The following is a 25093-nucleotide window of genomic DNA, read 5'->3' as shown; positions in this document are numbered from 1 at the left end:
TGGTGGGATAGGGTTGGCCGTGTGATCAAGGTAGGTGTGCTCGGAGCCCGCGGCCGCGTGGGCATCGAGGTGTGCAAGGCGGTCGAGGCGACCACGGACATGGAGCTGGTGGCCGCGCTCGACAAGGACGACCCCATCGAAGGGCTCGAGGGCGCGGAGGTGGTGGTCGACTTCACCCACCCCGACGTGGTCATGGGCAATCTGGAATGGGCCATCGCCCATGGCGTCCACCCGGTGGTGGGCACGACGGGGTTCGACGAGGGACGGCTGGCGGCCGTACGCGGCTGGCTGGCGGACTCGCCGGGCACCAACTGCCTGATCGCCCCCAACTTCGGCATCGCGGCCGTGCTCATGATGCACTTCGCGCAGCAGGCGGCCCGTCACTTCGAGTCCGTCGAGATCGTCGAGCTGCACCATCCCAACAAGGCGGACGCCCCGTCCGGCACCGCGCGCCGTACGGCGGAGCTGGTGGCTGAAGCACGCGCCAAGGCCGGTGCCGCCCCGATGCCCGACGCGACCAGCACCGCGCTGGACGGCTCCCGCGGCGCCGACGTGGGCGGGGTGCACGTGCACGCGGTACGCCTGTCCGGGCTGATCGCCCACCAGGAGGTGCTGCTGGGCGGCGACGGCGAGATCCTCACCATCAGGCACGACACGATGAGCAGAGCGGCCTTCACACCCGGCGTGCTGCTGGGCGTGCGCAGGGTGCGCGAGCTGCCGGGCCTCACCGTGGGCCTGGAGCCGCTTCTCGACCTCTGACCTCCGGCCGATGTGCTGTGGCCGCACGACGTGCCCACCACCTGATCGGTCGTGGGCACGTCGTGAGGAGAGGGTCCCGGCTCCGCACAACCGGGCCTACGATCGTCAACACTAATACGAGAGGCGAGTTCCGCCCGAAACATGAGATCGTGTCGGCATGGTGCGATGGGCTGAGGCCGGCGATCTCCCTGGGCTGGTGTCGATCGAGCTGGCCGCGGACGGGCTGTTCGAGACGGTGGGCATCACGTTCCCGCCCGGGACGACGATGATCGAGGAAGTGGACGATCCGGGGACCGTCCTCGTCGAGGGGACGCCTCCGGCCGGGTTCGCGCTGGTCACGTGGGTGGACGGCAATCTGCATCTCGACCAGTTGGCGGTCCATCCGGACAGCATGCGCCAGGGCATCGGCGGGCGGCTCGTCGCGGCGGTCATCGACCACGCGCGGGCGGCCGGGGCGCCGAGGGTGACGCTGACGACGTACCGGGACGTGCCCTGGAACGCGCCGTGGTACGCCCGGCACGGCTTCTCGGTGCTGCCCGAAGAGGAGTGGGGGCCGGAGTTGCGGGCGGTGGTGAAGCACGAGCGGGAGATGGGGATCGAGGTCGCGTCGCGCGTGGTGATGAGCCGCGCCTGTTAGCCCTGGGCGGGACATGGCGTGAGGCGAGCGCCTACTGGTCCTGTCTCGGCGGGGCGCGGTGGGAGGCGAGCCAGTCGACGGCGTAGTCCACGGCAGCGCGCAGGGAGAACAACCTGGCCTCGGCCGCGCCCACCCGGCGCCGTCGCACCGCGCCGGTCTGCTCGAAGCCCGCTCCCAGGGCGGCGAAATCGCCGGCGTCCACGGCCACGTCCTCGAACTCGCACCACACCCGCCCGTCCCCGTCGTCGACCACGGCGCGATAACTTCGTCGCGGCGGGCTGGCGGTGTAGCGGTATTCGGCCAGGTGAAAGGCCGTGCACTTGCCGTAGCCCACGCCCAGCAGCAGGACGAGGGCGCCGGCGTCGTACAGGCGGGCCAGCGGAGATCGCTCTCCGAGCAGGCAGTCGCGGGCGTGGCCCCCGATGATCTCGGCCGCCCGCGGCCCGACGGCGGCGAAGGACGTCTGCGGGTGCGCGCTGCGCCTGGCCCCGGGCAGGGTGCGTACGTGCTCGGCGATCCGGCCCATCTGGTGTGAGGGGGTCGTGGCGCGGTCGTAAGCGGGCATGCGGGAGCGGTAGTCGGCGGCCTCCTCCTGGGTCATTCCGGCCACCGCGGCGCGGTAGAGGGGCGAGGTGTCGGAATTGCCCGCTGTTCCGGAGGGGACCGCGAGCGTGCCGTCGTCGCCGAGCACTCCGCGCAGGGCTGAGATCACCGTACGCGCTCCGCCCTCGATGTGGCCGAGGCTTCGGAGCGAAGAATGCAGCAAAATGACTTGCCCGAAACCGACTCCCAGCGCCGCAAAATCACGACTTAATAGGGCAAATCCTGACATTAGGTGTCTTCCGTCATGTGATGTCACATCAAGATCAGATCATGGCCACAGATGATCTACCAGGCCTGTTTTGGTGGATTGTGGTTTCTGTCCAATTTATTGATCGTCGGTGTATTAAGTTTCTCGTGGACGAGGGGATAGTGACGCTCCTTAAGGGGACGGGTTGGGTGGTGCCGGGCTTGGTTCTCTATACTTAGGCTGGCCGAGACCATTGACGAGATGAGTGGTCCTACCTCCCGAGTCCTGTCCTGACCGTAAGGTCGGGCCTGAAAGGATGGGGGGCGTGGACGAAACGGTTGATCAGGCGCAGGACGGTTCAGTTCCGCCTGTGTCAAAAAGGGCTAGATTTGCCCTCATATGGGTGGGTTCCGCTATTTCCACCGTCGGCACGCGGACGCTGGCGGTCGCCTACCCGCTTCTTGCCTTGGCGCAGACCGGTTCGCCCGCCGCTGCGGGCTGGGCCGGATTCGCCCTGACAATTCCCATCCTGGTGTTCTATATTCCGGGCGGGCTCCTGGTCGACCGGATATCGCCCCGCCGCATCATCCTTTGCGTGGAGGTCGGCCGCGTGGTGAGCGTGTCCTCCGTGCTCTTGCTGCTGCCGTTCGGCGGGCCTTCCCTCGCGCATCTCATCCTGGCCGCAGCCGCTGAGGGGACGTTGTGGGTGCTCTACACCTTGGCGGAGGCGGCCCTGCTGCCCTCCGTCGTTCACCCGGTCATGATCCATGCGGCGCTGGCCAAGAGCGAGGGGGCGAGCCATCTCGCCTCGATCGCTGGGAGGCCGCTCGGGGGATATCTCTTCGGGGTCGGGCGCTACGTTCCTTTCGCGTTCAATGCCGTGCTTTTCGTCATGTCTTGGAGTCTGTTCGTCAGCTGGGGGCGCGACACCGGGAAACGCTCGGCCCGGCCATCTCGGTTGCGCGATCTCTCCGAGGGATTTCACGAGCTCACCCGGCAGCCCTTCCTCGGCAGCGCCATCATGGTGACGACCTTCACCAACCTGATGGTGAACACACTGATCATGATCTTCGTCGCCGGCTCGGAAGGCATGTCCTCGTTCAAGATCGGGCTCGTGCTCGCGGCAGGCGGCGTGGGCGGTGTGGCGGGCGCGATTCTGGCCTCGATCCTGCCGCCCGTGCGTCGGGTGCTGCGGCTGCACATGTGGATCTGGGTGGCAGGGCTGGGTCTGGCGGCGGTGGGTCCGGTCGTGGGGCGGCCGTCGTTCTTCTTCGCCCTGGCCCTCGTCGTCACGGGGATCGGCGGTGCGCTGAGCAACGTGGCGATCAAGTTCGTCGAGTTGCACAAGGTCGATCCGGGAACGCTGGCCCGGGTCGTCGGCGTGTCGCGGCTCTCCTCGCAGGGTGCGCTCTGCCTCGCCGCGCCCCTGGGCGGCCTCGTGGTCACCTGGGGCGATGTGACGGGCGGCTCGCTGGCCCTGTGCTTCGTCATGCTGGGCTTCGCGCTGGCGGCGACCCGCTGGAAGTCTGCACGCACGAAACTGACCCCGCTTCTGCCACCCGACCTGCCGAAGCCCGATCTGCCGAAGATGCTGGCCGGTTTGAGCTTCTTGGGCGCCCTCCAGAACCTCGCATCGTCACCCGGCACTGACAACTAGCTCCCTGGCGTGGTCGACCAGGTGGCCGGGCAATGCGGGCGCACGCGCCGAGATCGCCCTCCTGGCCAGGTCGGCCGCCGACACGGTCTTGCCCGCGAGCTTCTCCACTTGTGCCGCGTACAGCAGCAGCGGGCCGTGCTCTATGGACGGATCGTGGTCCGCCGCCGCCTCCGCCAGCGCCTCGACCATCTCCTGCTGCGCCTGCGTCACGCTGTCGACCTGCGCGATCGCGAGAGCGTGCGCGACTTTGGCGAACGGCCACCGCAGCGGCTTGGCCCGGTCGAGGTCGCGCAGCGCGGCCCGGGCCTGCCCCATGCCGGCCAGGATCTGGCCGCGGCTGATCAGGGCGTCGGTGTTGTCGCCCTCCCTCTCGAGCACGTCGTTGAGCACGCCGACCGCCGCTTCGGGATGGCCGCCGTGCCACAGCGCCCAGGCCAGCTCCGTCTGGATCGTGAGGTCCGCGGGCGCGCGTACCATCGCGGCGCGCAGCTCGCTCACGGCCTTGGCGGGGGAGCCCTGGGCCAGCCGCAGCCGCCCGATGGCGGTCAGCAGGGGTCCCACCGCGGTCGCCGCTCCCGCGGTCTCGAAACTCATGGCGGCCGAGCTGTAGTGGGCGATGGCGACATCGAGGTCGCCGTGGTCATGCGCCACATTGCCGAGCAACGATTCGATCCGCGCGCGCAGTGGCAGATCGCCTGCCGCCGCCCGGTTCAGCGCCTCCTCGCCGAACGCGGCCGCCAGCAGGAGATCGCCTTCGCGCAGGGCGTTCTCGGCCTCGCGGAGAAAGTCCTCGGGGGTCCCCCGGGCCGGTAGCGGGTCGGCGGGAGGGTCGCCCGGCGCGGCGGGCTGGAGCAGCCGGTCGTAGGCCAGCTCGTACGAGCCCTCGCCCATGCGCTGGTCGGCCCTGAGGAGATGCCGCTTGACCAGCAGAGCGATCACGGACCTGCCGATCTCCTTGGTCCTGATCGCGCTCTGGCGGACCGGCTGCCGGTCGGCGAACGTCCGCCGCAACCACGCCCTCAGCCTGCGGTCGTCGCCGTTCAGCCGCTCGGCGGCGATCTTCCCGATCTCCTTGTCGTAGTGCTCGGACAATGCCGTGTCGACGTGATCCCGCACGTGGTCCAGGGTGATCTCGATGGTCTCCGGCGGCAAAGACCTCCACAGGGCCTCGCAGACCACCTGCAACTGGACAGGCTCCACGCCCTGCGCCCGCTGCCGGCCGCTCGTGCGCGTCCTGACCTTGACGAGGTCGCGTACGACCTGCTCGGCCGCTCCCTCGGCGAACACTCGCCCGGTGCCCTGGAGCGGTTCCTGCACGGCCGCCACCGCGCCGTCGAAGCTCAGCGCCTCCAGCGGAAAACGTTCCCAATCGATTTCCACGGGGTTCCGCTCATCGGAGGAGCTCTTCCGGTCGGCGGCGGCGAATTCCCATTCGTACGGCAGCAGGTCCATCAGCCGGTCGACGTGGATCGACAGCAGCAGCCGGAGATTTTCGTCCGCGCGTAACGCCTCGGCGAGCTGGCCGAAGAACCAGTCCCGGTGGAGCCGTTGCCGCCGGCCGCCGGTGAACAGCTCTTCGACCTGGTCGATGGCCACCAGCGTGGGCAGGCGATCACCGAAGGCGTCGTGCTTGGCCGGACGGGCTCGCAGGAACGCGGGAATGCTCATGCCCGCGAGCCGATTGGGCGGCGTCTGCGGAGTCCACGACATCAGCAGGGCGAGAACGTACGGATTGTGCGACGGCAGCGCGGCCCGGGGGAAGGTCGAGCCATGGGAGACCCGCCCGAGGGGCAGGATATCGGCCGCGTGCGAGCTGAGCAGCGGCATGACGCCCGCCTGGAGCAGCGAGGTCTTGCCGACCCCGGAGGCGCCGTAGAGCACGGTCACCCGCTGCGCCAGCCACAGGTCGCGTACCTCCCGGGATTCCTCCTCGCGCCCGAAGAATCGGTGGTGGTCCTCCCGGTGGAAAGCGCGCAAGGATCGGTACGGCCCCGGGGACGCCTTGTGTGCGTTCATGCCGGAAGTCGCCATGCCGATCCCATCCGCATCCGCCATTCGCTGGGCGACATTTTTCCACGCCTGGCGCCGCCGGCACAGCCACCCGGAGAGAAAAGGCGCTCTTGAGACATGCCTTCAGTCTGACCGCTCGCCGGCGTGATGTGGCAGATGCTTTCTCAGATGGAGTTGTCGAAGCCGGCGATCTGCTCCTTGTCGTCGGCCATGCAGGAAGCCAGCACCGCACGGAGTGCGGCACTCTCCATCTTGCCCAGCTCGTGGAGGGAAACGGTGCTGACGTCGATCAGCGGGCTCGCCTCGTGGTGCCCGTCATGCATGCGCACTCCATCCATTTCGGTCAGCCAAATTTCGGACGACATGCAAGCGCTTTTCTGAAACATTTCTATTTAGCATTCTGTGATAAACAGAGCGGTATATCAACCTCTAGGATGGGGTTCTACGGTTGCCTTACCTCTTCGGCGTGAAGCGGAGGACCGACGTGGCTGAGAATTCCATACCCGCCTCAGGGCCGAAGATCTGGGAACGTGTCCCCAAGCGCAACCCGAACTTCACCGGCCGCAATGATCTTCTTTCGGCGCTCAGGAAGAGCATCAACACCGTGACCGCCGTCGTGGCACAGCCCCAGGCGCTGCAGGGTCTCGGCGGCGTCGGCAAGACCCAGCTGGCGATCGAGTACGCCTGGCAGTACCGCGCCCACTACGACATGGTCTGGTGGGTTCCCGCCGACCAGCCGATGCTCGTTCCCTCGGTGCTGGCGGGGATGGCCTCGCACCTGGGCTTGCCGCCCGCGAGCAGCACCGGCGTGGAGCAGGCCACGCAGGCGGTCCTGCGCACGCTGGAGAGCGGATCCCCTTACCGTAGCTGGCTGGTGATCTTCGACAACGCCGAGGATCCCGAGTACATCAAGGACTTCATCCCGAGGGGCCCCGGCCACGTCCTCATCACCTCGCGCAACTCACGCTGGAGCGACCACGAGCCCACGATTCAGGTGGACGTGTTCAGGCGCGAGGAGAGCGTGGCGTTCCTTCGCAAGCGCCTGGGCGACGCGATCAGCCCGCAGGAGGCCGACCGGGTGGCCGACGCGCTCGGTGACCTGCCGCTCGCGCTGGAGCAGGCCGCGGCCCTGCTGGCCAGGACACTGATGTCGGTGGAGGAATACCTGGCCCTGCTCGCCGAGCAGACCAGCAAGCTGCTCAGCCTGGAGAAGGCGCCGACCTACCCGCAGTCGATGACCGCGGCCTGGCAACTGTCGGTCTCCCAGCTCGCGGACCGCATTCCCGCGGCGGTCGAGGTGCTGCGCTGCTGCGCCTTCTTCGGTCCCGAGCCCATCCCCCGCGACGTCTTCCGCCGCGGCAACAGGGCCGTCGGCGCGCGGCTGGCGCCCATCCTGTCCGATCCGATCGAGCTCACCAACGCGCTGAGCCACCTGGAACGCCTGGCCCTGGTCAAGGTCGAGCCCACCACCCGCACCCTCCAGGTCCACCGGCTCAACCAGGCGCTGTTACGCGACGAGACCCCGGAGAAGGACCGCGCCGAGCTCCGCCACGAGGTCCACCTGCTCCTGTCGGGCACCGCGCCGGCCGACCCCGACGACACGGCCAACTGGCCGCGGTTCGAGGAACTCGCCGCACACCTGGAGCCGTCCGGGCTGATCGACTGCAGGGTGCCGGCGGTCCGCAGTTTCGCCCTCGACCTCGTGCGTTACATGTACGTGCGCGGCAGTTACCGGCAGGCGCAGACGTTGCTCAACGAATACATACAGAAGTGGTCGGAGGCGAGTGGCGCGCGGCACAAGGACGTGTTGGCCGCCAAGGTCCACCTGAGCAATACCTATCTGCAGCTGGCTTCGTACGCCAGGGCCGCGGAGCTCATAGCGGAGACCTACGAGCTGATGGAGGACTCGCTCGGCCCAGAGCACTCGGTGACGCTGTGGGCCAGGACCGGCTACGCCGCGGCTCTCCGCGGCCGGGGTGACTTCGACAAGGCGCAGGAACTCGACGCCGAAGCCGCGGAGATCTACGAGCGTTTGCATGGCGACACGCACCCGCTGACTCTGCGAGCCCGCCACAGCCTGGCGCTCGACTACGCCCTGAGGAGCAAATACGACCAGGCGGGCAAGATGCTCCAGGACGTCTTCCTCAACCAGAGCAGCGTGGAGGGAGTCGGCCGGCGCACCCTGCTGACGACCTGGATCAACCTGGGCCGGGCTGTGCGCCTGAGCGGCCAGTTCGAGGTGGCGACCGACATGGCCGAAGAGGCCTATACGTACGGGGTTTCGCAACTGGGCGACGATCACCCCAACACCCTCCTGGCGGCCAGGGACTTCGCGATCTCCCTGCGCCGGAGCGGCCGGGTGGCCGAGGCTCTGGATCTCATGCGGGACACCCACACCCGCCTGCACCGGCTCTACGGAGGCGGACACGCCGACACGATGGCGGCCGCGCTGGGCCTGGCCAGCGTGCTGCGTGCGAACGGCGAGTTCGCGGAGGCGCTGGACGCGGCGAAGCCCGCGGTCGACCACTACCCCGAGGTGTTCGGAGACGATCATCCGTTCACCCTTGCGGCCAAGGTCGAACTGGCGTTGCTCGTGCGGCAGAACGGGGACCCGGAAGCGGCGCGGACGATGAACGAGAAGGCCCTGGCGGGTCTCACCGCGCGGGTCGGCACCGACCACGACTACTCGGTGACCTGCGCCATCAATCTGCAGAATGATCTAGCCGCGCTGGGCAGGCACGACGAGGCCCGCGCGGTCGGCGAGGAGACCTATCGCCGGATCCAGACCAACTTCACCGCCGACCACTACCTCGCCCTCATCTGCGCCGCCAACCTGTGCTTGGACCTGCGGGCGACGGGCGCGGAGGAGGAGGCCAAGCGGCTGCACGCGGAGACGACGCGACGCTTCGACGCGGTGGCGGGGCGCGAGCACCCGGACGCGCTCGCGCTGCTCGCCGGCGAGCGGATCGACTGCGACTTCGACCCGCCGCCCATCTAGACCTTCGGCTTCGCCGGGCCCGGAGAGGCGATCATGCCTGGGCCGGGTCCGCCGTCCAGGCCTTCCTGTGGCGTTCTGCCTGCAGGCGGGCTTGGGCCGCGGCGGCCGGGGACACCGGTTCGGCGCGCCACCGGGCGAGCGTGTCGCGCAGCGTGGCGACGAAGCGCGTGCCCGCCTCCGTGAGTGCGCCGCTGTCCAGCAGCGTCCCCGTGACCTGGTACGCGGCCTCGCGCCAGCGGGCGAACTCCACCTGCGCGTGCGGCCCGTGTCCGGGGTCCTCCGTGTGCCGGCGCCAGAAGCCGGCGACGCCCGCGTGCGCGTACGCGCCGTGGAGCAGGCCGTTCAGCGGACGGGGGTCGGGCCGCCATGGAGCGTAGTAGCGGCGCCCGTCATCCGGCCTGGTCAGCTCGACCACGTCGCTCAGCGCGTACAGCTTGGCGTGCTGGAGCTCGTGCGCCAGCGTGAGGGCCATGCCCATCCCGTCGATCGGGTCGGACGACGCGATCGTGCCGAACGTGTCCCGTGAGGACGCGCTGTGCTGTTCGAGCGAGCGCGTGACGACGGGCGTGAGCACCGAGACCGCCACGGCGATCTCCTCGCCCATGGTCCAGTGGTGGGCCTGCAGCACCTTGTGCGCCTCACCCAGGCACGAGGCCCACCGCTGCCGGCGCTCCTCCGTCAGGCGCTCGTCGGCGTCGTCACCCGGCCAGCGGTAGGCGTCGAGGTCGTCGATGGTCATCAGCACGCCGGGTCCGAAGGGGACGCGGTGCAGCACCTGCCAGCCGGGCCCTTCGCGCGAAGTGTCCACCTGGCGCACATGGCGGCCGACGCGCAGCTCCGCGCCGCCGTCCGACGGCTCGGCCGACGCCACGGCCACCTCCGGCCCCGCGTCGGGCAGGGTCATCAGGCCCAGCGAGGGCAGCATCAGTGCGCCGCCACGCACCGGCACCTCAAGGCGGCAGGCGGTACGCGTGCGTACGCCCGCGGCCAGCGCGACCGCCGCCAGCCGCCCGGGATCGGCCCGCCCGCGACAGGCCCGCAGCGCCCAGGCTCCAACCGCGGGGTGGCGCAGGCAGCGGTCGACCTCCTCGGGCGCGACGGTCTCCATCTCCGACAGCGCCTCGTACGCGCGCGTCACGAGGCCGTTCTGGGCGTCGTCCACGAGCAACCGCACCAAGAGGCGGTGCTTGCTCGCCTGCGCCGCGCGCAGCTCGGCCACGGCTTGCGCGCCGCCTCCGCCTCTGGCCAGCCCGGTGAACGCGGCACCGGAGATCCGGTGCGGGGCAGGTCTCATCCCGCTCCCCGCAGCCGCGCCACGTCCCGCACGCATCGCGCGCTGATGTAGCTGATCAGCCGGTACAGGTCGGCGCAGTAGATCGACGGCTCGGCGAACCCGGTGGCCGGGCTGTAGCGGTGGGCGTACTGGCCGCCGCCGCACGTCGAGACCAGGTCGCAGCGGCGGCACGTGGGAGACAGCGCCAGCTCCCCGATCTGGCGGGCGACGATCGCCGGGTGCAGCAGCGCGCCGTCCAGCGGGTCGCGCAGGACATGCAGCCGGGTCTCGGGGGCGCCGTGGTAGGTGCTTTTGAGCGTGTCCGCCTGCTCGATGCTGCCGTCGGTCTCGATCACGACCATGCGCACCGGGGACAGTCCGATGTTCTCCGCCCGCGAGTGACTGCCCATCAGCAGCCGCATGATCTCCCTGAACAGGCGGATTTCGGTCTGCAGGACCGGGCTGTCGTACCAGATGTCGAAGATCTGGATCAGCCAGTCGGCGTACGGCGTCGCGGGCGAGTCCGGTTCGCGGAACGGCGGCGGCGCGGCCCAGTTACCGTGCGGCAGCAGGAAGTCGATCGCCGGCGGGTCGTACTCCAGCAGCGCCCGGTACGTTCGCACGGGATCGTTGCGCACGTCCACCGTGCACAGGATGCCGCTGAACAGGTGATGGTACGGGCCCTCGCTCAGCCGCCGCAGCGACTCGCTGACCAGGGTGTGGCTGCCTCGCCCGTCGGCGAATCGGCGGTGCCGGTCGTGGCCCTCGGCGTCCCCGTCCAGGCTCACGCCCACGCGGACCTCCAGGGACTCGAACAACTCCAGGTAGGCGTCGTGGAGCCGGACGCCGTTGGTCTGGATGTGCACGTTGACCCGCGTGCCCGTGTCCACCGCGCCGCGCACGCCGCGTACAACCCGGGAGATGAGCTCAGGGCCGGCCAGCAGCGGCTCGCCGCCGTGCAGGATGACATCGATCTCCGCAAGATCGTGGCAGGAGGCGTGCTCGGCGATGCGCTCGATCGCGCGGTCGGCGATGGCGTCGGACATCCTGCGCGGCTGGCCACGCCAGCTCTGGTCCGCCATCTCGTAGACGTAACAGTGGCGGCAGGCGAGGTCGCAGCGGCTGTGGACCTTCAGGATGAACTGCTGGAAGGCGAACGGCCTCCAGCCCTCCGTCAGCAACGCGTCGACATCGAGGATTTCCGGGAACCCCACAGTACGCACGGGCTCCGGTTCAGGGCTTACTGACAACGGCTACCTCTTAGCGTCGTAATACACCCCAGTCTCTATGTTTCATAACTTCGCATACGAGTCAAGATTTCTATCGATAAGAACGAATTTCCTCTTGGTAATACAGCAATTCCTCGAAATATAGGTACAGTTCGTCGATTTCGGGAACGAGCGGGAGCCAGTGGTAGGTGCCCAGCCCGTCCGGCTCTAGCGGGGACAGCAGGCGGGCGGCGGCTCTGAGCTCACTTGGCGGTATCTCACCCGGTGCGAGCTGCGCCACCCCGCTCCGGTACGCCCGCGCGAGCGGATGGTTCGGCCCTCGTACGCCGAGCGCGGCCAGCACCGGCTCGGCGGGATGTTTGGTCGGCGCGCCCGCGGCCAGCTCCAGCCGGTCCGGGTTGGCCAGCGCCACGAGAATGCGCAGTTCGGGCCGCAGGTCGCGGAGCGTGCGCGGAGCCCGTTCCGGATCCGTGTGGTGTTGCCTGCGCGCGAGGAGCAGCAGGACCTCGGGGATCCGCTCGCGCAGGCCGCGCAGCACCTCGTCCACGCACTCGGCAGGGGGGCGCACGGTCATCGCCAGGCGGCGGCCGATGGCCTGCCGCACGAGCGCCAGCGGCTCCACCAGGATGGCGTCCGCCAGCGCGCGGTACCCGTCGTCCGGGTCCTCCTTGCAGGCGTAGGCGTACCGGATCACGGGGTCGGCGGCGCGCGCGCGGGCGTGCGGGCGCAGCTCGCGGCCGAGCTGGTCGAGATCGGCCCGGACGTCGAGCGACGCGCTGGGCCCGAACACCCACGACCTCACCAGGGTCCGCACGGCGAAGGCGCCCGCCGCCGCCACGACCACGCCCTCCGCGATCAGGGTCAGTGCCGACGGGTATGTCATGCCGAGCGCGACGCCCAGCGTGACCAGCACCACGGCGGCGCAGATCACCACCCTGAGCCGGGTCTTCCACTCGCGCACGACGCGCAGACGGGCCTTGCGGAAGCCGTCCCAGTCCGCCTCCCTCCGCGCGGCCCTGGCCCCGGCGATCCGGCGGGTCAGCTCCGCGCGTCTGGCCGGCCAGCCGGAAGGCGCCGGCACCGCCCCGGGAACAGCCGCCTCGGCGAGCTCCCGGCCGAGCGCCACGGACTCGGTGCGCCGCTGCGAACCGAGCGCCTGCAGGTACGCCCTGAGTTCCCGCACCGCCTCTTCGAGCGGCGCCGGATGAGAGGCGGGCCGATCCCTGGCCGCGAGCACGGAAGCCGCCCGCGCCACGAGCTCGTCCAGCTCGAGGGAGAACGCCGGAGAGCCGTCGGCGACCAGCACCGTGTGCACGACGCGGCGCAGGGCGTCCAGCACCGGCGGGCTGACGTACCCGGTGACCAGGAGCGCCGTGTAGAGCGTGCGGCCGTCGGGGACGATGTCCCCGCCCGGGGCGACCATCTCGACGGCGTTGGAGACCTCGTCGTCGAAGAAGACCGCCTCGCTCAGCTTGATCACCACCCGCGGGTCGTGCACCCCCGGCAGCCGGAACGCCGTCGTCCTGCCCTCGGCCTGGACGCGCTCGGCGTCGAGCCCGGCCGCCAGCAGGCGCGACTCGGCCAGCAGGGCGAGGTCGTCCAACCCGGGGGCGCGCCGGTAGCGGACGGCGGCGGCCGCGACCACGTCCGCGTCGAGGGCTCCCGCCGGGGTCGCCTCGAAGCTCGCCCAGGCCAGCTGGAGCAGCAGCCGCACGTTCCCGCCGCTGTGCCGCAGCAGCTCACGCAGACCTGGCTCGGTGATCGGCCAGATGCCGTCACCGGGGGTCTCGCGCACGGAGTCGAGATAGACGCGCAGCACGAGCCGGGCGTCCTCGGGAGCGAGCGGCAGCATGTGGACGGCGCCGGGACCGATGCGCTGGTGCAGGTCAGGCGGCATCGCCTGCCAGCCGGCCTCGCTCGCCGCCAGGAGCAGCAGCCCGTCGACCCGCGGCACCACCTCGCACAGGCTCTGCAGCAGCCCGAGGTTCGCCGGCACCGGGATCCCGTCGTCGAGCAGGAACTTCTCGCACTGGTCGAAGACCAGCGCGAACGGCCGGCCGCTGCGCGTCACCAGCGTGGCCAGCAGTTGCAGTCCGTAGCGGCAGGTCAGGGGATCGTCGATCTGGTCGCCGACTCCCAGCGCGTGGGCGGCGTCGAGCTCGATCGGCCGCCCGCACAGCCAGTCGTAGGCCGCGTCGGAGAACTCGGGGCGGATCAGGAACGACAACGCCCGCTGGAAGCGCGGCCCGTCGCCGGTCACGGCGGCGATCTCCCTGGCCTGCGCCTCCAGCACTCGGCCCGCCTCGATGAGATGGGCGTCGAACAGGTCGAACACCCTGGTCGGGTTGGTGGTCAGCGCGTCGCGGACGCTGCCACGATCGGCCGGTACGCCCGCGTTCGCGGCCTGGTCTCCGGCGAGCGTGCCGAGGTAGCGCACGATCAGGTCCGTGAGCAGGCTCTGCGACAGCTGGGGCACCAGACGGCGGTAGGCGGCGACGAAATCGTCGTCTTGGAACCGCACGTACAGCTGGACCGCGTCCAGATCCGCCCGGTTGATCGCGGCCATCACGTGACGGGCCGCGTGGGTCTTGCCCGCGCCGTGGCTGCCGTACAGGCAGCCGAGGCCACCGTGGCGGGTCGTCTCATCGGGGAAGGCCCGTACGTAGTCCTCGGCCAGCCGTTCGGCGTCGCGCACGCCGGGGAGCAGGGCGGTCGGAGTACGCGCGGCCCAGTTGAGCAGCAGCTCCGGCACGACCGTCTCCTCGACGCCCGCCGTGCCGCGGGCCGGGAACGGGTTGCGGGCGAGGTATTCAGCCATGGAGGGCTCCCGTTCCGTACCAGGTCTCGCCTCTTCGCATGGCCAGCCGGAGCCAGCTCTCGTGGATACGCAGCTCGTCCGTCGGCCACGGCTCGTCGCCGTCGTACTCGCGCAGCCGGGTGTCGAGCAGGTCGTGGAGCCGGCGGAGGGCCTGGCCGATGGTGAAAGGACGTTCGTGGAAGACGTTGCGCACGCCCTGCGGATCGAAGGGGGAAGGCGGGTGACCGGTCCACCGGTGGTGGGCGAGCGCCGCGATCTGGGCGGGAGTCAGCGGGGTCAGATCGGTGATGTGCCCGCGCCTGGCGAAGTCCTGCCGGTCCGCTTGGGTGAGCTGGACGGCGGTCGCGTGCCGGTAGTTGTCGACGGTGAACACCACGACCGTGCTCGCGTTCTCGAACACCCTGATGGCCCGGGTGATGAGTTCCTTGGTGGCCACGCCCTCGTACCGGACGCCGAAGCCCATGTCCCGCGCGGCGAAGATCGAGGCGGCGTAGGCGGCGATCTCCTGCAGTTCGTAGTCGTCCAGGGCTTGCGCGCGTGGCCTCGCGCTCAGGTCGGTGAACATCTCGCTCAGCGGCGGCGGGATGTCGATCTGGCTGGCACGCATCTTGGCGCGCAGTGAGAGCAGGGTGGAGCGCAGCGTCCGGTACGCGTCATGGGTCATCTCGCCGCGCTCCGCGCAGTGCGTGACCAGCCGGAAACAGGGCAGGTGGACGGCTCTGGCGTGGTGGTAGCGGTACATGACGTGGTTGGCCAAGGAGGTGCGGCCGCTGTTGCCCATGCCGGTGATGAGGAAGTAGGCCGGTTTGTCCGTGCCGACCGCCTTCTCCACGGCAGCCTCGATCGCGGTGAGCCGGATGAAGCCCTCGAGCTCGAGCAGAAGGTCGCGGTGATCCTCGACGGCGAACGGGTCGAGCGGGGCGCTGACATAGGGGTTGCCCGAGGGCAATCCGTACAACTCGTAGCGGAGCATCGCCTAACCGCCGATCATGGTCAGGTAGACGGGAAGCTCGTCCCCCGCCGCCTCGAACGCGGAGTCGGCGAAGAGCGGGGCCAGGAAGTCGTGGGAGTCGTAGTGCGCCTTGGCCAGGCTCCTCATCCGCTCGGCTTGCGACTTGAACCGCGCGTCGAACTCCGGGGAATTCGGCGACAGCTTGCCCCGGTAGGCCAGTTCGAGAGCGACCAGCAGGCCGGGCGTGCGTACTACGTCGGCGAACAGCTCAGGGCTCTGCACTCGCAGCACCACCAGGCGGATGACCAGGCTCTTCTGCAGGCCGGCGAGGCCGGGTGTGCCGTCGATGACGGCCTCGGTGACGCGCAGCAGGTTGAGCACGCGTTTGATCTTGCGCGGGTTGGCGGAGACGATCTTCTCCAGCGTCTCCACATGGGTCCTGGCCAACTCGCCCGGGTGGGAGTCGAGGATGAAGCGGCCGACCTCGGCGGGGCCGAGCGGGTAGAGGTGCAGGGGGAGCTGGATCATTTTGTCCAGGTATTCGTCGCCCAGGCGGTCCGTGGCGGCGAAGCCGAACGGCTGGTACTTCAGCGACACGCCTCGGTCGACCACGTCCTTGGCCAGCGCGATCAGCACGAATACGTGCCTGATGTCGAGGAAGAGCTTGATCGACTCCAGCACGTCGATGATCTGGTCGGGCTCACATCGGTCCAGATCGTCTACGAAAAAGATGATTTTTCTGCCTTTCTCGGCCAGGCGATCGGCCTCCTTCTGCAGCAGCGCGCGCAGGCGGCCGGTCTGGCTGTCGACCTGCCCACGCATTTCGGCGTACTGCTGAGCCAGCTTGCCGATCTTCTCCACGCTCACCGAGCCCAAGTTGACCTTTTTGAGCATCTCGTCGGCGGCCAGATTCAGCATGATCGTGCCGAGCCGCTTCGCGGTGTCGGCGAAGCGGTGTCCGGGGTCCTCACTGAGCTCGGTGTGCAGGGCGTTCAGGAGAGGGAGCAGCATCTGGGGCTCGCGGCGGTGCACCCAGGGGTTGAAATGCACGCGTACGAACGCGTCGCCGTGCCGGTCCAGGAGCCGCTCGTCCACCATTTTGAGCAAGGTGGATTTCCCGCTTCCCCACGCGCCGTAAACACCGATCGTGAACGGCGTCTGCGTACGGGGATTGGTAATGACCGAAACAAGCGGATCGACGTACCGCCGAAACTGGAGAAGATCTCCGTGCCAATTGACCGGCGCGTCCGAGAGCATTGCGATGTCCGGCATCATTTCCCTCCAGGACGAGGATGCATCCTCCGAGCCCGGGAAAAACGCCGGTTATCGAACTGTGATTAGCCAGTCCGGCCGGTCTCGCGCGGCGGCGGGTCCTCGAAGCGGGAGCGCTGGGGCGGCTCGCCGGTCACCTTCTCCACGATCGTGGCCGCGACCTGGTGCAGCTTGACGTTCCTGTCCTGGGAGACGTTGCGCAGCACCTCGAACGCCTGGTGCGAGGTGCAGCGGCGCTGCGCCATGACGATGCCGAGGGCCTGGTCGATGATCGCGCGCGTGGTGAGCGCCTCCTTGAGCTGCGCGGCCACCTCGCGCATGCGGGCCGCGTCGAGCGCCGCGCGGAACAGGAGGCCGATGTGGTCGGCGGTCACGCGTACGGCGACCCGCGTCCCCTCCATGAACGCGCCGCACCGGCCCGAGTAGAGCGACAGCACGCCCAGCAGTCTGCCCTCCGACTTCAGCGGCTCGGAATGCAGGCTGAGCAGGCCGGACTCCGCGGCGAAACGGCGCCAGCGGGAGTCCGCGCCCAGATCGGCGGCCGTGACGGGCTCCCCGGTGGCGAGCACGTCGATGCAGGGCCCCTGACCGATGGCCGACTGCAGTTCGTCGATCAGCTCGGCCCGCGCGTGCGAGCAGGCGACCGTACGCAGCCCATGTTCGGCGCGCAGCGCGATGCTGACCATCGGGGAGTCGGGCATCGCCCGGACGGCGATGGCGACGCACTCGCTGAGTGCCCGCTCGAACTCCTCGATGTCCGCAGGCGCGCCTGGCCGGTTCAACAAGCCCCCTAGCTTGATTGTCCGGACCGCTTGACCAGAAGGACTTTTCCCGATTTCGATTTCCAGCCTAGTCTTACCCGCCACGTACGCGTCCACCTCGGCGAGACAGGCGTCCTTGTCTTTCCTCGGCAGCCAGACGTATCAGAAAACGATGGCAAGGCCCACGGCGAACAGCAGGCCGTACGCCAGCTGAAGCTTGCCCGTCTGCTGCAGCACGGCGATCAGCGCCGGGCCCACGGCCTTGCCCCGCACCGTCCTGATCGGGGTGATCGCCAGCGGCGCGGCGAGCAGCACGAGCGCGGCCCACGGCGTGATCGGCACCATCGCCAGCGCCACCACGAACGGCACCACCTGGCACACCACGTAGAGCGTGCGGGTACGCTCGGCCCCCAGCACGACCGCCAGCGTACGCTTGCCCGCCTGGCCGTCGGTGCCGACGTCGCGCAGGTTGTTCACGACGAGCATGGAGCACGACAGCAAGCCCACCGGGATCGACGCGAGGAACGCCGCCCAGCTCAGGGACTCGGTCTGCACGTACGCCGTCCCTACCACGGGGACGATGCCGAAGAACACGAACACGGCCAGCTCGCCGAGGCCGCGGTAGCCGTACGGATTCTTGCCGCCGGTGTAGAACCACGCTGCCGCGATCGCCGCCGCGCCTACGAGAAGCATCCACCACGCCTGCGTGACCAGCACCAGGACCAGGCCCAGCACCGCCGCCAGCGCGAAACAGCCCATGGCGGCGATCAGCACCTGCCGCGGTGTGGCCGCCCGCGAGCCCACCAGCCGCATCGGGCCGACCCGCTGGTCGTCGGTGCCGCGGATGCCGTCGCTGTAGTCGTTGGCGTAGTTGACGCCGATCTGCAGCGAGAGTCCCACGAGCAGCGCCAGGATGGCCCGCCACCACACGAAGCCGCCTTCGCCGATCGCCACGCCGGTCCCCACCATGACGGGCACGACGGCGTTCGGGAGCGTGCGCGGGCGGGCGCCCGCGATCCACTGGTTGAGCGTCGCCATCAGCTGATGTCCGTGGTGAGCCTGACCATCCGGATCGGGCGGCCCATGTCCAGGACGCGTTCGGCCATGTCCTCGCCCCAGCCGGCCGACTCCAGGAAGCCGAGCACCGCGTGGTTGTCCGCGAAGACCCAGGTGACGATCTGCCGGAAACCGTCGTCGCGCAGATAGTCGACCGTCGCGTTGAGCAGGCGGCTGCCGTGGCCCCGGCGGACGAAATCGGGGTCGACCAGCAGCGTCAGCATCTCGGCCGCCACGCTGGGGTCGAGATCGGGATCCTCGGCGGGGGCGTGCGAGGCCAGGCCGACCACGCGCTCGCCGCCGCGAGGGGTGACGAGGGCGGCGCTGCCGCCCGCGCCGAGGGCGGGGAAGCCCTCGGTATCGAGGATGGTCTCCACCGCCACCAGCACCCGATGCATGGGAGTGGGCGGGGCGACGATCGCCTCGTCCCACTGTCGCAGCCACATCTTCTCGGCCGCGGCCCCGGTCATCTGCTCAAGCGGCCCCTCGGGGAGGAACTCCCGATAGCCGTAGCGCCAGGCGCGAATTTGGCAATTCGCAACCTGGAGCACATCCTCGCGCCGGGCCGCCCGGACGCCTACGTCTGCCATCTCGGCCCGCTCCTTCGCCTGCCGTACGTGCCACAAGGCACGAGTTACACCGTATCGGTGTTTGAGCCTTGGAGATGACGCGAACCCCGCTTCCTCGCCCGGTAAGCACGCGTCTTAGTGCGGTTGCCGCATACCCGCATAGAACACCACGAGCGGGAACGGTTCTTCGACGAGTCGATGAACGCCCACTGACACGTTCCCTCCGCGCACACCTTGAGCCGGTCCCATGCCGTCCCCACCGCGGCCCCCGCGATCCTGGCCAGACCTCCTGGCACGCCCGTGTGGATCGGCGCCAGCTCCGGGCTCCCGTTCTCCCGGACGATCACGTGGAGGGGGATGGCCGGAAGGTCGGCCGCCTCACGTCTGAGCGCCGCCCGCAATCCCTCGCGCAGGGCGTGGGCGGTGTGCAGGTCGTCGTCGGTGGCGCGGTCGCCCGGGCCGATGAGGTCGCGTTCGCGCAGCCAGAGGGCCAGCTCGGCGGGGGAGGCCAGCTCGTCGGTGTCGGACTCGACGTCGTAGGTGTTCACGAAGTCTCGGATGAGCTCCGCGGAGAACGACATGCCGGTCACTCTACTTGGCCTGTGATCACTTGGCTCACCGGGCCTCCGCCAGGGCCTGGGCGAGTCGCCGCACTCCCTCCTGCAGCTCCGCCAGGTGGGTGGCGGCGATGTGCGTCACCCGGATCCGCGGCCCGGGCGGCTCGGACGGGTAGTACATCCGGCCGGGGCTCACCAGTACGCGGTTCCGCCTGGCCGCTTCGGCCAGGTCGTTCTCCTCGACGTCGGCGGGCAGGCGTACCCACAGGTGCATCCCGCCGATGGGCAGCAGATGGAGCTCCGCCTCCGGCAGGCGCGCGGCGAGCGCGGCAGCGAGCGCGTCGCGCCGGGTCCTGAGCTCGGCGTGCACGGTCGTCAGATGCCGCCGCCAGGCCGGCGACCCGACGAACTCCAGCGCCGTCTCCTGGAGCGGACGCGCCACGAAGAACGACTCCACGAGCTGGCCGGCCCGCAGCCGGTGCGCGGCGGGGCCGCGGGCGATCACGGCGGCCACCCGCATGCTGGGCGACAGGATCTTCGTCAGCGAGCCCAGGTGGACCACGCTCCCGTGCTGGTCCATGGAGGCCAGCGACGGCGGCGCGTGCTCGGTCAGGTAGCGGGCGTAGTCGTCCTCGATCACGAACGCCCCCGCCGCCCTGGCCACCTGCAGCACCTGCTCCCTGCGCTCGACGGGCAGGGTGGCTCCCGTGGGGTTGTGCAGCGTGGACTGGCAGAAGAAGACCCGCGCGCCGGTGACGGCGAACGCCTCGGCCAGCAGCTCCGGGCGTACGCCGTCCCGGTCCATGGGCACGGCCGTCGCCCGCAGCCCGGCCGCCTTGGCGGCCGCCAGCGCGCCCGGGTACGTGGGCGTCTCGACCAGCACCGGCGTGCCAGGGGCCGCCAGGGCCCGGAACGCGTGCGTGAGCGCCGCCTGGCCGCCGCTGACGATCAGCGCGTCGGCCGCGGTCACGTCGCCGCCCGCCTGGGCCGCGAACCACCTCCGCAGCTCCAGGAGGCCCGCCAGGGGCGGCTTGTCCCAGGCGTCCGGCCGCCGTACCGCCCTCGCGGCCGCGGCCGCGAGCTGCTTGTCCGGCCGCAGCCCGGGATGCAGGTAGCCGCCGGTCAGCGGCACCACCCCCTCAGGGATGGACGCGAGCAGCGAGGCGACCGGCCCGTCGTCGACCACCCGGTCCCCGAGCGCGACCGTCTGCCAGGACAGGTCGGCCGCGTCCTGACCGGTCGTGACCTGTTGCTGCGTGACGAACGAGCCGGCGCCCGGCTTCGTGACGACTCTGCCCTCGGCGGCCAGCAGCCCGAGCGCCCGCGACACGGTGACGGGGCTGACGTTGTGCCTGCGCATGATCTCCCGGCTGGACGGGAGCCGCGAACCAGGTCCCAGCCGGGCGGCCTCCTCGCGCAGTATCGCGGCGATCTGGGCGATACTGCTATCGTTGTTCATGAAAGATAAGAATAGCGCTACTGTTGTCGAGGCAGTAGCGGTCCCGCCGCGGAGCCCGTCCACCGCGGCAGGTCGCGGCACCGCCCTGGCGTTCCTGGGGGTCCTGGCCTTCTCCGGCTCCTTCCCGGCGACCGTCTACGCCATGGAGGGCTTCAATCCCTGGCTGGTGGCGATCGGCCGGGCCGCCGTCGCCGGCGTGCCCGCCGTGATCTGCCTGATGGCCGCAGGCCGTCCCCTGCTGCCTCCCCGGCACCTCTGGCGTTCCTACGCCCTGATCTCCTTGGGCGTGGTCTTCGGCTTCCCCGTCTTCAGCGGCCTGGCTCTGGCCCTGGGCTCGAGCACCGCGCACGCCGCCGTCGTCATCGCCCTCCTCCCCGCCGCCACCGCCGCCTGCGCGGTCATCAGGGCAGGCGAACGCCCCCGCCCCCTCTTCTGGGCGGCGTGCGTCGCCGGCGCCATCGCGATCACCGCCTTCACCCTCACCCAGCACCAGGGACGGGCGTCCTGGCCCGACCTCCTCCTGGTCGCCGCCCTGCTGTCGGCCGCGATCGGCTACACCGAGGGCGGCCGCCTGGCCCGGCAGACCCCGGGCTGGCAGGTGATCTCCCACACCCTCGTCCTGTCCCTCCCCCTCACGGCTCCCGTCGCCGCGGTCCTGGCCTTCACGACCCCTGTCGTGCTCTCCGCCCAGGCGCTGGCGGGCTTCGCCTACGTGTCGGCGATCTCGATGTTCCTGGGCTTCTTCCCCTGGTACGCCGGCCTCGCCCTGGGCGGAATCGCACGTGCCGGGCAGACCCAGCTCACCCAGCCCCTCCTGACTCTCGTCTGGGCCTGGTTCCTCATGGGGGAGAGGTTCGGCCTGGTCACGGTGGCCGCGGCGGTGGCCGTGCTGGTCTGCGTGGCCGCCACCCAGCGCGCCCGTACTTGAAAGCCGTGACGCTGCCCCGCAGGATTGGGGGAGGAGGTGTCACAACAATGGCGGACCTCACGATCCCAGAAGGCGGTTTCTGGCCCGCGCCGGAGATCCCGCAGCCCAACATCTATCCCATGGAGTGGCGGGTCGAGACCGAGAAACTCGCCGCCATCTACGAAAAGTCGAAGCGCGTGCTCTGGAACCCGGCCGACCTGCCCTGGGACGGCCTGGACCCGGAGGACTTCACCCGGGAGCAGCGCCTCGGGATCATGTACTGGTTCGCCGTCCTGGCCAACTTCGACGCCTCGGGCCCGGCCGTCTTCGCCCGGGCCACCATCCAGGCCTTCGAAAAGCACGAAGAAGACCCGGTCAGGAAGTGCTTCTTCTCCATCACCCGTGACGAGATGAACCACGAGGAGTGCTGCCAGCGCACCATCGCCAAGCTCTGGCCCGGCGGCCCCCTCAACTGGACCCCGTCGGACGACCTGGAAAAGGCCGCCCACAACAACATCGGCTGGCTCTACCACAACGGCGGCCGCTACTGGACCGGCTACACCGCCGCCGTGGGCAAATACTCACTCCCGGTGCTCTTCACCAGTTTCATGATGGGCGAGATGGCCGCGTCCACGCTCTTCCGCGGCATGGCGTCCGGCACCCGGCACCCGGTCTTCAGCGAGATGTTCCAGCGCATCGGCCGCGACGAGTCCCGCCATCTCCAGATCTGCATGACCATCCTGGAGAACGAGTGGCCGGGCCTCACGGACGAGATCCGCAGCCTCATCACCCGCCAGCTCAGAGCCGGCTTCGTCTTCCTCAGCATGATCCTCTGGGAGCCCCCCGAGGGCTTCTGGGAACTGCCGCCCTACTTCCTCACCAACCACCGCGTCCTCATGAACCACGCCAGGGAGGCGGGACTCGGCGTGCTGTCGTACGAGGAACAGGCCGAGAACTGGCGCGTGGCCATGGCGCGGATCCGGGCCATCGTCGAACGCTGGGGCATCGCCTTCCCCGCCATCCCCGAGCTGGACCTGGAAGGCGTCCACGTGGACTTCATCGACCCCGAGGAGATCATCCCGGTCTTCTGACATTGCTCTCCATGTGGCCCCGCAGGGACGGACTCAGAGTCCTCGAATTCGGCACGCCCGGCGAGCTCCGCACCCGCCTGACCGACCTGGTCCTGGCCGGGGAGAAGACCGCCACCGCCGGGCTCCTCGCCCTCGACTACGAGAAGGAGGGGGAGGAAGTGGAGCACGTCGGCGAGCGCCTGGTCGTCGTGGACGACACCGGCGCTCGAGTGGCGGAGGTAGAGGTCACGAGGGTGGAGGTGACGCCGTACGCGGCGGTCACGTGGGAGTTCGCCCAGGCGGAGGGTGAGGGCTTCGGCTCGATCGAGGACTGGCGGGAGGCGCACAGCCGCTACTGGACCGGCCAGGGTTGTCCGGTGGACGATTCCTCAACGGTGGTCTGCTTGTGGTTCCGTGTTGCCGACGAGTCGGGCCATTTCTCTGGATCTGATACGTAGGTGCCGCGGTACGGGACGGTGAAGACCCACCCTTGCTCCCGTAGGCGCGCGACCGCCAGACGTGCGGTGACCTTGGCAACCCCGTGGCACTGCATCAAGACCTTCTCGCTGGGGATCGCCCGGTTCGGCGGGAACTCGCCGCGTCTGATCCGCGCGGCGATATCGTCCGCGATGATCGCATACCGAGCCCTTGTCGGCTTCGTACGTGCCACACCGGGCGGTCCGACGAACGTGCCCTCGCCTTGGACAGTGTGGACGAGCCGGCGCCTGCGGAGCTCGCGTGCCACCCTTCGCGCGGTGGTCCGGGCGATCTCGAACTCCGCTTCCATGGCCGCTTCGCTCGGTACGGCTTCGCCGGGTCGCAGCTCCCCGCTGATGATCTGTCTCTCGATTATCTCGGCGACTTGGACGTAGAGCGGGATTGGGCCGTCAGGGTCGAGCATGCTCATAGCGTAGACGTCGCGATACAAGCAGTTGACTAAAGTCAGGCTTGGGGCCACAGCTCCTTCTCGGAGACGTAGCTGCCTCGCTGGGAGACGGTGTAGATCCAACCTTGTTCCCGCAGGAGCGCCATGGCCCGCCGTACGGTTTCGCGGGCGACGCCGTACTGCTGCACCAGCGCTGACTCGCCCGGTATGGGGCGTCGCGGGCGGAACTCTCCGGCCTTGATCTGCTCGGCGATGTCTGTCGCGATTTGCTGGTAGAGCGGGACCTTTCGCTTCTTACGAGGGGCTTCTTCTGGCGTGCCGACAAAAGCTCCTTCGCCTTGAACGGTGTAGACCAGTCCTTCCTCGCGAAGAACGTGAATCGCCCGCCGGGCAGTGGTTCGGGCGACTCCGAACTCCTGCTGGATATCGGCCTCGCTGGGCACCGGATGTCCGGACGAGAGCCCGGAGACCCGGCGCCGAAGGATGTCGGCGATCTGAATGTAGATGTGGGTGTCCCCGTCGTAGTCGAGCACATAGGCAACATAGGCCAACAAGGACAGTAAGCCATATATCGTCCTGTCCGTTTAGACGGAGACATCTTTACGAGTAGACAGAAGAAGACAACCAGACGTATCGTCTGAGCCATGGCTGATTCTTGCCCCGAGTCAGGAGACTGTTTCGGACGCCGTGTGCCGGCTCCGGCCGCCGGGTGCACCCAACTGCGGTGGGATCCCGTCTCGCCCTACAGCGGGCGTGTGCGCGTGCGGGACTACACATGCGACTGTCAACCGACGTTCTACGAGTTGTGCGAGGCGGGTGGGTTGCTTCACATCCGCAGAAGCCGTCGAAAGGGCGGCACGACCCTGATCGACGAGTGTGTTTTCACCCGGCGCGCCAAGACGATGGAGGTGTGGGCCCTGCTGCTGTCGGGACTCGTTCGGTAGGAGGAGGTGTACGCACGGCTGACGCATCATGCGAGCCGTCCTTCGAGATCTGGATCATGTAGCTCACCGGACCCCCGGCTCTCCTGCTGCCGCCGAGCCGGGTCTCATGGCAGATGTGCCAGCTCGGCCGGTCCGGCTATACCCTGCGCAAGTACGCAGCGATCTGCTCTGGGCTCCAGTCCAGCTCCAGCTTGGCTTGGACCTCCGCGCGGAGCTGCTCGTCCTCCAGAAGCCGCCCCTGACGCGGTCGCCGGGCCCGTTGCCGCGCTCGCGCATGAGCCAGATCACTGTCGTGGACGCCCCGATCGTGCGGGAGCGTATTGCGCCGCAGCTCACGGCTGATGGTCGACGGGGAGCGTCCCAGGCGGTCGGCGATGCGCACGCACGCCCAGGCCCTAGTACTCCAGTGACATTTCGCGATCATGGTTGGGATCTGCGCTGGTAGTGGCAGCGTCGAGCGGCGGCTTGATGACGGCGGCGCCATTGTGA

The 25093-nt window shown here is 69.3% G+C and carries 23 protein-coding genes; 7 read left to right on the top strand and 16 right to left on the bottom strand.

Going from position 1 to position 25093, the window contains the following annotated elements; all coding sequences use genetic code 11:
- Positions 1-21: 21 nt before the first annotated feature.
- Together dapB and ACIBX3_RS44790 are read left to right on the top strand one after the other, a co-directional pair.
- Positions 22-759, top strand: coding sequence for a 4-hydroxy-tetrahydrodipicolinate reductase (gene dapB / locus ACIBX3_RS44795; protein WP_397126737.1), 738 nt, complete (start codon positions 22-24; stop codon positions 757-759).
- A 157-nt stretch (positions 760-916) separates the two neighbouring features.
- Entirely contained in the window at positions 917-1396 is a 480-nt protein-coding gene (locus ACIBX3_RS44790) for a GNAT family N-acetyltransferase (protein WP_397126736.1), read from the top strand.
- Positions 1397-1427: 31 nt separating this feature from the next.
- On the opposite strand, the gene ACIBX3_RS44785 is transcribed toward ACIBX3_RS44790, so the two are convergent.
- Complete coding sequence (locus tag ACIBX3_RS44785; RefSeq protein ID WP_397126735.1) at positions 1428-2228, bottom strand: aminoglycoside N(3)-acetyltransferase; 801 nt, start codon at positions 2226-2228, stop codon at positions 1428-1430.
- Between the two features lie 283 nt (positions 2229-2511).
- Between ACIBX3_RS44785 and ACIBX3_RS44780 the strand changes: the two genes are divergently transcribed.
- Positions 2512-3843 (top strand): MFS transporter, encoded by a 1332-nt coding sequence (locus ACIBX3_RS44780; protein WP_397126734.1) that lies wholly within the window; start codon positions 2512-2514, stop codon positions 3841-3843.
- On the opposite strand, the gene ACIBX3_RS44775 is transcribed toward ACIBX3_RS44780, so the two are convergent.
- Together ACIBX3_RS44775 and ACIBX3_RS44770 are read right to left on the bottom strand one after the other, a co-directional pair.
- A complete protein-coding gene (locus tag ACIBX3_RS44775; RefSeq protein ID WP_397126733.1) occupies positions 3823-5859 on the bottom strand; it encodes a tetratricopeptide repeat protein in 2037 nt (678 codons plus the stop codon). The two genes, ACIBX3_RS44780 and ACIBX3_RS44775, sit on opposite strands and share 21 nt — an antisense overlap.
- Before the next feature lie 158 nt (positions 5860-6017).
- On the bottom strand, positions 6018-6176 hold the full coding sequence (locus ACIBX3_RS44770; protein ID WP_397126732.1) for a hypothetical protein: 159 nt from the start codon (positions 6174-6176) through the stop codon (positions 6018-6020).
- A 161-nt stretch (positions 6177-6337) separates the two neighbouring features.
- Between ACIBX3_RS44770 and fxsT the strand changes: the two genes are divergently transcribed.
- Positions 6338-8851, top strand: coding sequence for an FxSxx-COOH system tetratricopeptide repeat protein (gene fxsT, locus ACIBX3_RS44765; protein WP_397126731.1), 2514 nt, complete (start codon positions 6338-6340; stop codon positions 8849-8851).
- Positions 8852-8882: 31 nt separating this feature from the next.
- On the opposite strand, the gene ACIBX3_RS44760 is transcribed toward fxsT, so the two are convergent.
- The 10 genes from ACIBX3_RS44760 to ACIBX3_RS44715 all read right to left on the bottom strand — a co-directional run bounded on the left by ACIBX3_RS44760 (position 8883) and on the right by ACIBX3_RS44715 (position 20797).
- On the bottom strand, positions 8883-10145 hold the full coding sequence (locus ACIBX3_RS44760) for an HEXXH motif domain-containing protein (RefSeq protein WP_397126730.1): 1263 nt from the start codon (positions 10143-10145) through the stop codon (positions 8883-8885).
- Positions 10142-11347: an FxsB family cyclophane-forming radical SAM/SPASM peptide maturase gene (locus ACIBX3_RS44755; RefSeq protein WP_397126728.1), complete on the bottom strand. Its 1206-nt coding sequence runs from the start codon at positions 11345-11347 to the stop codon at positions 10142-10144. Before ACIBX3_RS44755 ends, ACIBX3_RS44760 begins: the two co-directional genes overlap by 4 nt.
- Before the next feature lie 97 nt (positions 11348-11444).
- A complete protein-coding gene (locus ACIBX3_RS44750; protein ID WP_397126727.1) occupies positions 11445-14171 on the bottom strand; it encodes a hypothetical protein in 2727 nt (908 codons plus the stop codon).
- A complete protein-coding gene (locus ACIBX3_RS44745; RefSeq protein ID WP_397126726.1) occupies positions 14164-15144 on the bottom strand; it encodes a hypothetical protein in 981 nt (326 codons plus the stop codon). The genes ACIBX3_RS44750 and ACIBX3_RS44745 overlap by 8 nt, the downstream gene beginning before the upstream one ends.
- A gap of 3 nt (positions 15145-15147) precedes the next feature.
- Complete coding sequence (locus tag ACIBX3_RS44740) at positions 15148-16380, bottom strand: P-loop NTPase fold protein (RefSeq protein ID WP_397126898.1); 1233 nt, start codon at positions 16378-16380, stop codon at positions 15148-15150.
- A gap of 80 nt (positions 16381-16460) precedes the next feature.
- A complete protein-coding gene (locus tag ACIBX3_RS44735; RefSeq protein ID WP_397126725.1) occupies positions 16461-17180 on the bottom strand; it encodes a GAF and ANTAR domain-containing protein in 720 nt (239 codons plus the stop codon).
- A gap of 138 nt (positions 17181-17318) precedes the next feature.
- A complete protein-coding gene (locus tag ACIBX3_RS44730) occupies positions 17319-18194 on the bottom strand; it encodes a 1,4-dihydroxy-2-naphthoate polyprenyltransferase (protein ID WP_397126724.1) in 876 nt (291 codons plus the stop codon).
- Positions 18194-18802, bottom strand: a complete 609-nt coding sequence (locus tag ACIBX3_RS44725; protein WP_397126723.1) for a GNAT family N-acetyltransferase — start codon at positions 18800-18802, stop codon at positions 18194-18196. Before ACIBX3_RS44725 ends, ACIBX3_RS44730 begins: the two co-directional genes overlap by 1 nt.
- Positions 18803-18846: 44 nt before the next feature.
- Positions 18847-19362 carry a CGNR zinc finger domain-containing protein gene (locus ACIBX3_RS44720; protein ID WP_397126722.1) on the bottom strand — a complete coding sequence of 172 codons (516 nt, stop codon included), beginning with the start codon at positions 19360-19362 and terminating at the stop codon, positions 18847-18849.
- Between the two features lie 34 nt (positions 19363-19396).
- A complete protein-coding gene (locus tag ACIBX3_RS44715; protein WP_397126721.1) occupies positions 19397-20797 on the bottom strand; it encodes a PLP-dependent aminotransferase family protein in 1401 nt (466 codons plus the stop codon).
- Here ACIBX3_RS44715 and ACIBX3_RS44710 point away from each other — a divergent pair.
- Genes ACIBX3_RS44710 through ACIBX3_RS44700 form a run of 3 tightly spaced genes read left to right on the top strand, consistent with a single transcriptional unit; the run spans position 20796 to position 23232 of the window.
- A complete protein-coding gene (locus ACIBX3_RS44710; protein WP_397126720.1) occupies positions 20796-21725 on the top strand; it encodes a DMT family transporter in 930 nt (309 codons plus the stop codon). The two genes, ACIBX3_RS44715 and ACIBX3_RS44710, sit on opposite strands and share 2 nt — an antisense overlap.
- A gap of 47 nt (positions 21726-21772) precedes the next feature.
- The gene (locus ACIBX3_RS44705; protein ID WP_397126718.1) at positions 21773-22795 is read left to right on the top strand and encodes a hypothetical protein; all 1023 of its coding nucleotides are present in this window, start codon (positions 21773-21775) and stop codon (positions 22793-22795) included.
- An 11-nt stretch (positions 22796-22806) separates the two neighbouring features.
- Entirely contained in the window at positions 22807-23232 is a 426-nt protein-coding gene (locus tag ACIBX3_RS44700; protein ID WP_397126717.1) for an ASCH domain-containing protein, read from the top strand.
- Here the strand turns inward: ACIBX3_RS44700 and ACIBX3_RS44695 are convergent.
- The 3 genes from ACIBX3_RS44695 to ACIBX3_RS44685 all read right to left on the bottom strand — a co-directional run bounded on the left by ACIBX3_RS44695 (position 23127) and on the right by ACIBX3_RS44685 (position 25028).
- Positions 23127-23675, bottom strand: a complete 549-nt coding sequence (locus ACIBX3_RS44695) for a GntR family transcriptional regulator (protein WP_397126716.1) — start codon at positions 23673-23675, stop codon at positions 23127-23129. The genes ACIBX3_RS44700 and ACIBX3_RS44695 overlap by 106 nt on opposite strands.
- Positions 23676-23716: 41 nt before the next feature.
- Positions 23717-24193, bottom strand: a complete 477-nt coding sequence (locus ACIBX3_RS44690; protein ID WP_397126715.1) for a GntR family transcriptional regulator — start codon at positions 24191-24193, stop codon at positions 23717-23719.
- A 547-nt stretch (positions 24194-24740) separates the two neighbouring features.
- The gene (locus ACIBX3_RS44685) at positions 24741-25028 is read right to left on the bottom strand and encodes a helix-turn-helix domain-containing protein (protein WP_397126897.1); all 288 of its coding nucleotides are present in this window, start codon (positions 25026-25028) and stop codon (positions 24741-24743) included.
- Between the last annotated feature and the right edge of the window lie 65 nt (positions 25029-25093).

Origin of the sequence: Nonomuraea sp. NPDC049480, assembly GCF_044465905.1 — a bacterium.
Taxonomy (GTDB): Bacteria; Actinomycetota; Actinomycetes; order Streptosporangiales; family Streptosporangiaceae; genus Nonomuraea.
The sequence above is the reverse complement of the archived record's forward strand: the minus strand, read 5'-3'. Positions and strand labels throughout refer to the sequence as shown.

Excerpts from the sequence above, each read along its gene's own strand:
- ACIBX3_RS44725 (WP_397126723.1), bottom strand. The coding sequence starts at position 18,802 with ATGGCAGACGTAGGCGTCCGGGCGGCCCGGCGCGAGGATGTGCTCCAG.
- ACIBX3_RS44790 (WP_397126736.1), top strand. The coding sequence starts at position 917 with ATGGTGCGATGGGCTGAGGCCGGCGATCTCCCTGGGCTGGTGTCGATC.
- ACIBX3_RS44785 (WP_397126735.1), bottom strand. The coding sequence starts at position 2,228 with ATGTCAGGATTTGCCCTATTAAGTCGTGATTTTGCGGCGCTGGGAGTC.
- ACIBX3_RS44705 (WP_397126718.1), top strand. The coding sequence starts at position 21,773 with ATGGCGGACCTCACGATCCCAGAAGGCGGTTTCTGGCCCGCGCCGGAG.
- ACIBX3_RS44750 (WP_397126727.1), bottom strand. The coding sequence starts at position 14,171 with ATGGCTGAATACCTCGCCCGCAACCCGTTCCCGGCCCGCGGCACGGCG.
- ACIBX3_RS44695 (WP_397126716.1), bottom strand. The coding sequence starts at position 23,675 with ATGCTCGACCCTGACGGCCCAATCCCGCTCTACGTCCAAGTCGCCGAG.
- ACIBX3_RS44740 (WP_397126898.1), bottom strand. The coding sequence starts at position 16,380 with ATGCTCTCGGACGCGCCGGTCAATTGGCACGGAGATCTTCTCCAGTTT.
- ACIBX3_RS44730 (WP_397126724.1), bottom strand. The coding sequence starts at position 18,194 with ATGGCGACGCTCAACCAGTGGATCGCGGGCGCCCGCCCGCGCACGCTC.
- ACIBX3_RS44720 (WP_397126722.1), bottom strand. The coding sequence starts at position 19,362 with ATGTCGTTCTCCGCGGAGCTCATCCGAGACTTCGTGAACACCTACGAC.
- ACIBX3_RS44710 (WP_397126720.1), top strand. The coding sequence starts at position 20,796 with ATGAAAGATAAGAATAGCGCTACTGTTGTCGAGGCAGTAGCGGTCCCG.
- ACIBX3_RS44745 (WP_397126726.1), bottom strand. The coding sequence starts at position 15,144 with ATGCTCCGCTACGAGTTGTACGGATTGCCCTCGGGCAACCCCTATGTC.
- ACIBX3_RS44700 (WP_397126717.1), top strand. The coding sequence starts at position 22,807 with ATGTGGCCCCGCAGGGACGGACTCAGAGTCCTCGAATTCGGCACGCCC.
- ACIBX3_RS44685 (WP_397126897.1), bottom strand. The coding sequence starts at position 25,028 with ATGATCGCGAAATGTCACTGGAGTACTAGGGCCTGGGCGTGCGTGCGC.
- ACIBX3_RS44770 (WP_397126732.1), bottom strand. The coding sequence starts at position 6,176 with ATGCATGACGGGCACCACGAGGCGAGCCCGCTGATCGACGTCAGCACC.
- ACIBX3_RS44760 (WP_397126730.1), bottom strand. The coding sequence starts at position 10,145 with ATGAGACCTGCCCCGCACCGGATCTCCGGTGCCGCGTTCACCGGGCTG.
- ACIBX3_RS44715 (WP_397126721.1), bottom strand. The coding sequence starts at position 20,797 with ATGAACAACGATAGCAGTATCGCCCAGATCGCCGCGATACTGCGCGAG.
- ACIBX3_RS44775 (WP_397126733.1), bottom strand. The coding sequence starts at position 5,859 with ATGAACGCACACAAGGCGTCCCCGGGGCCGTACCGATCCTTGCGCGCT.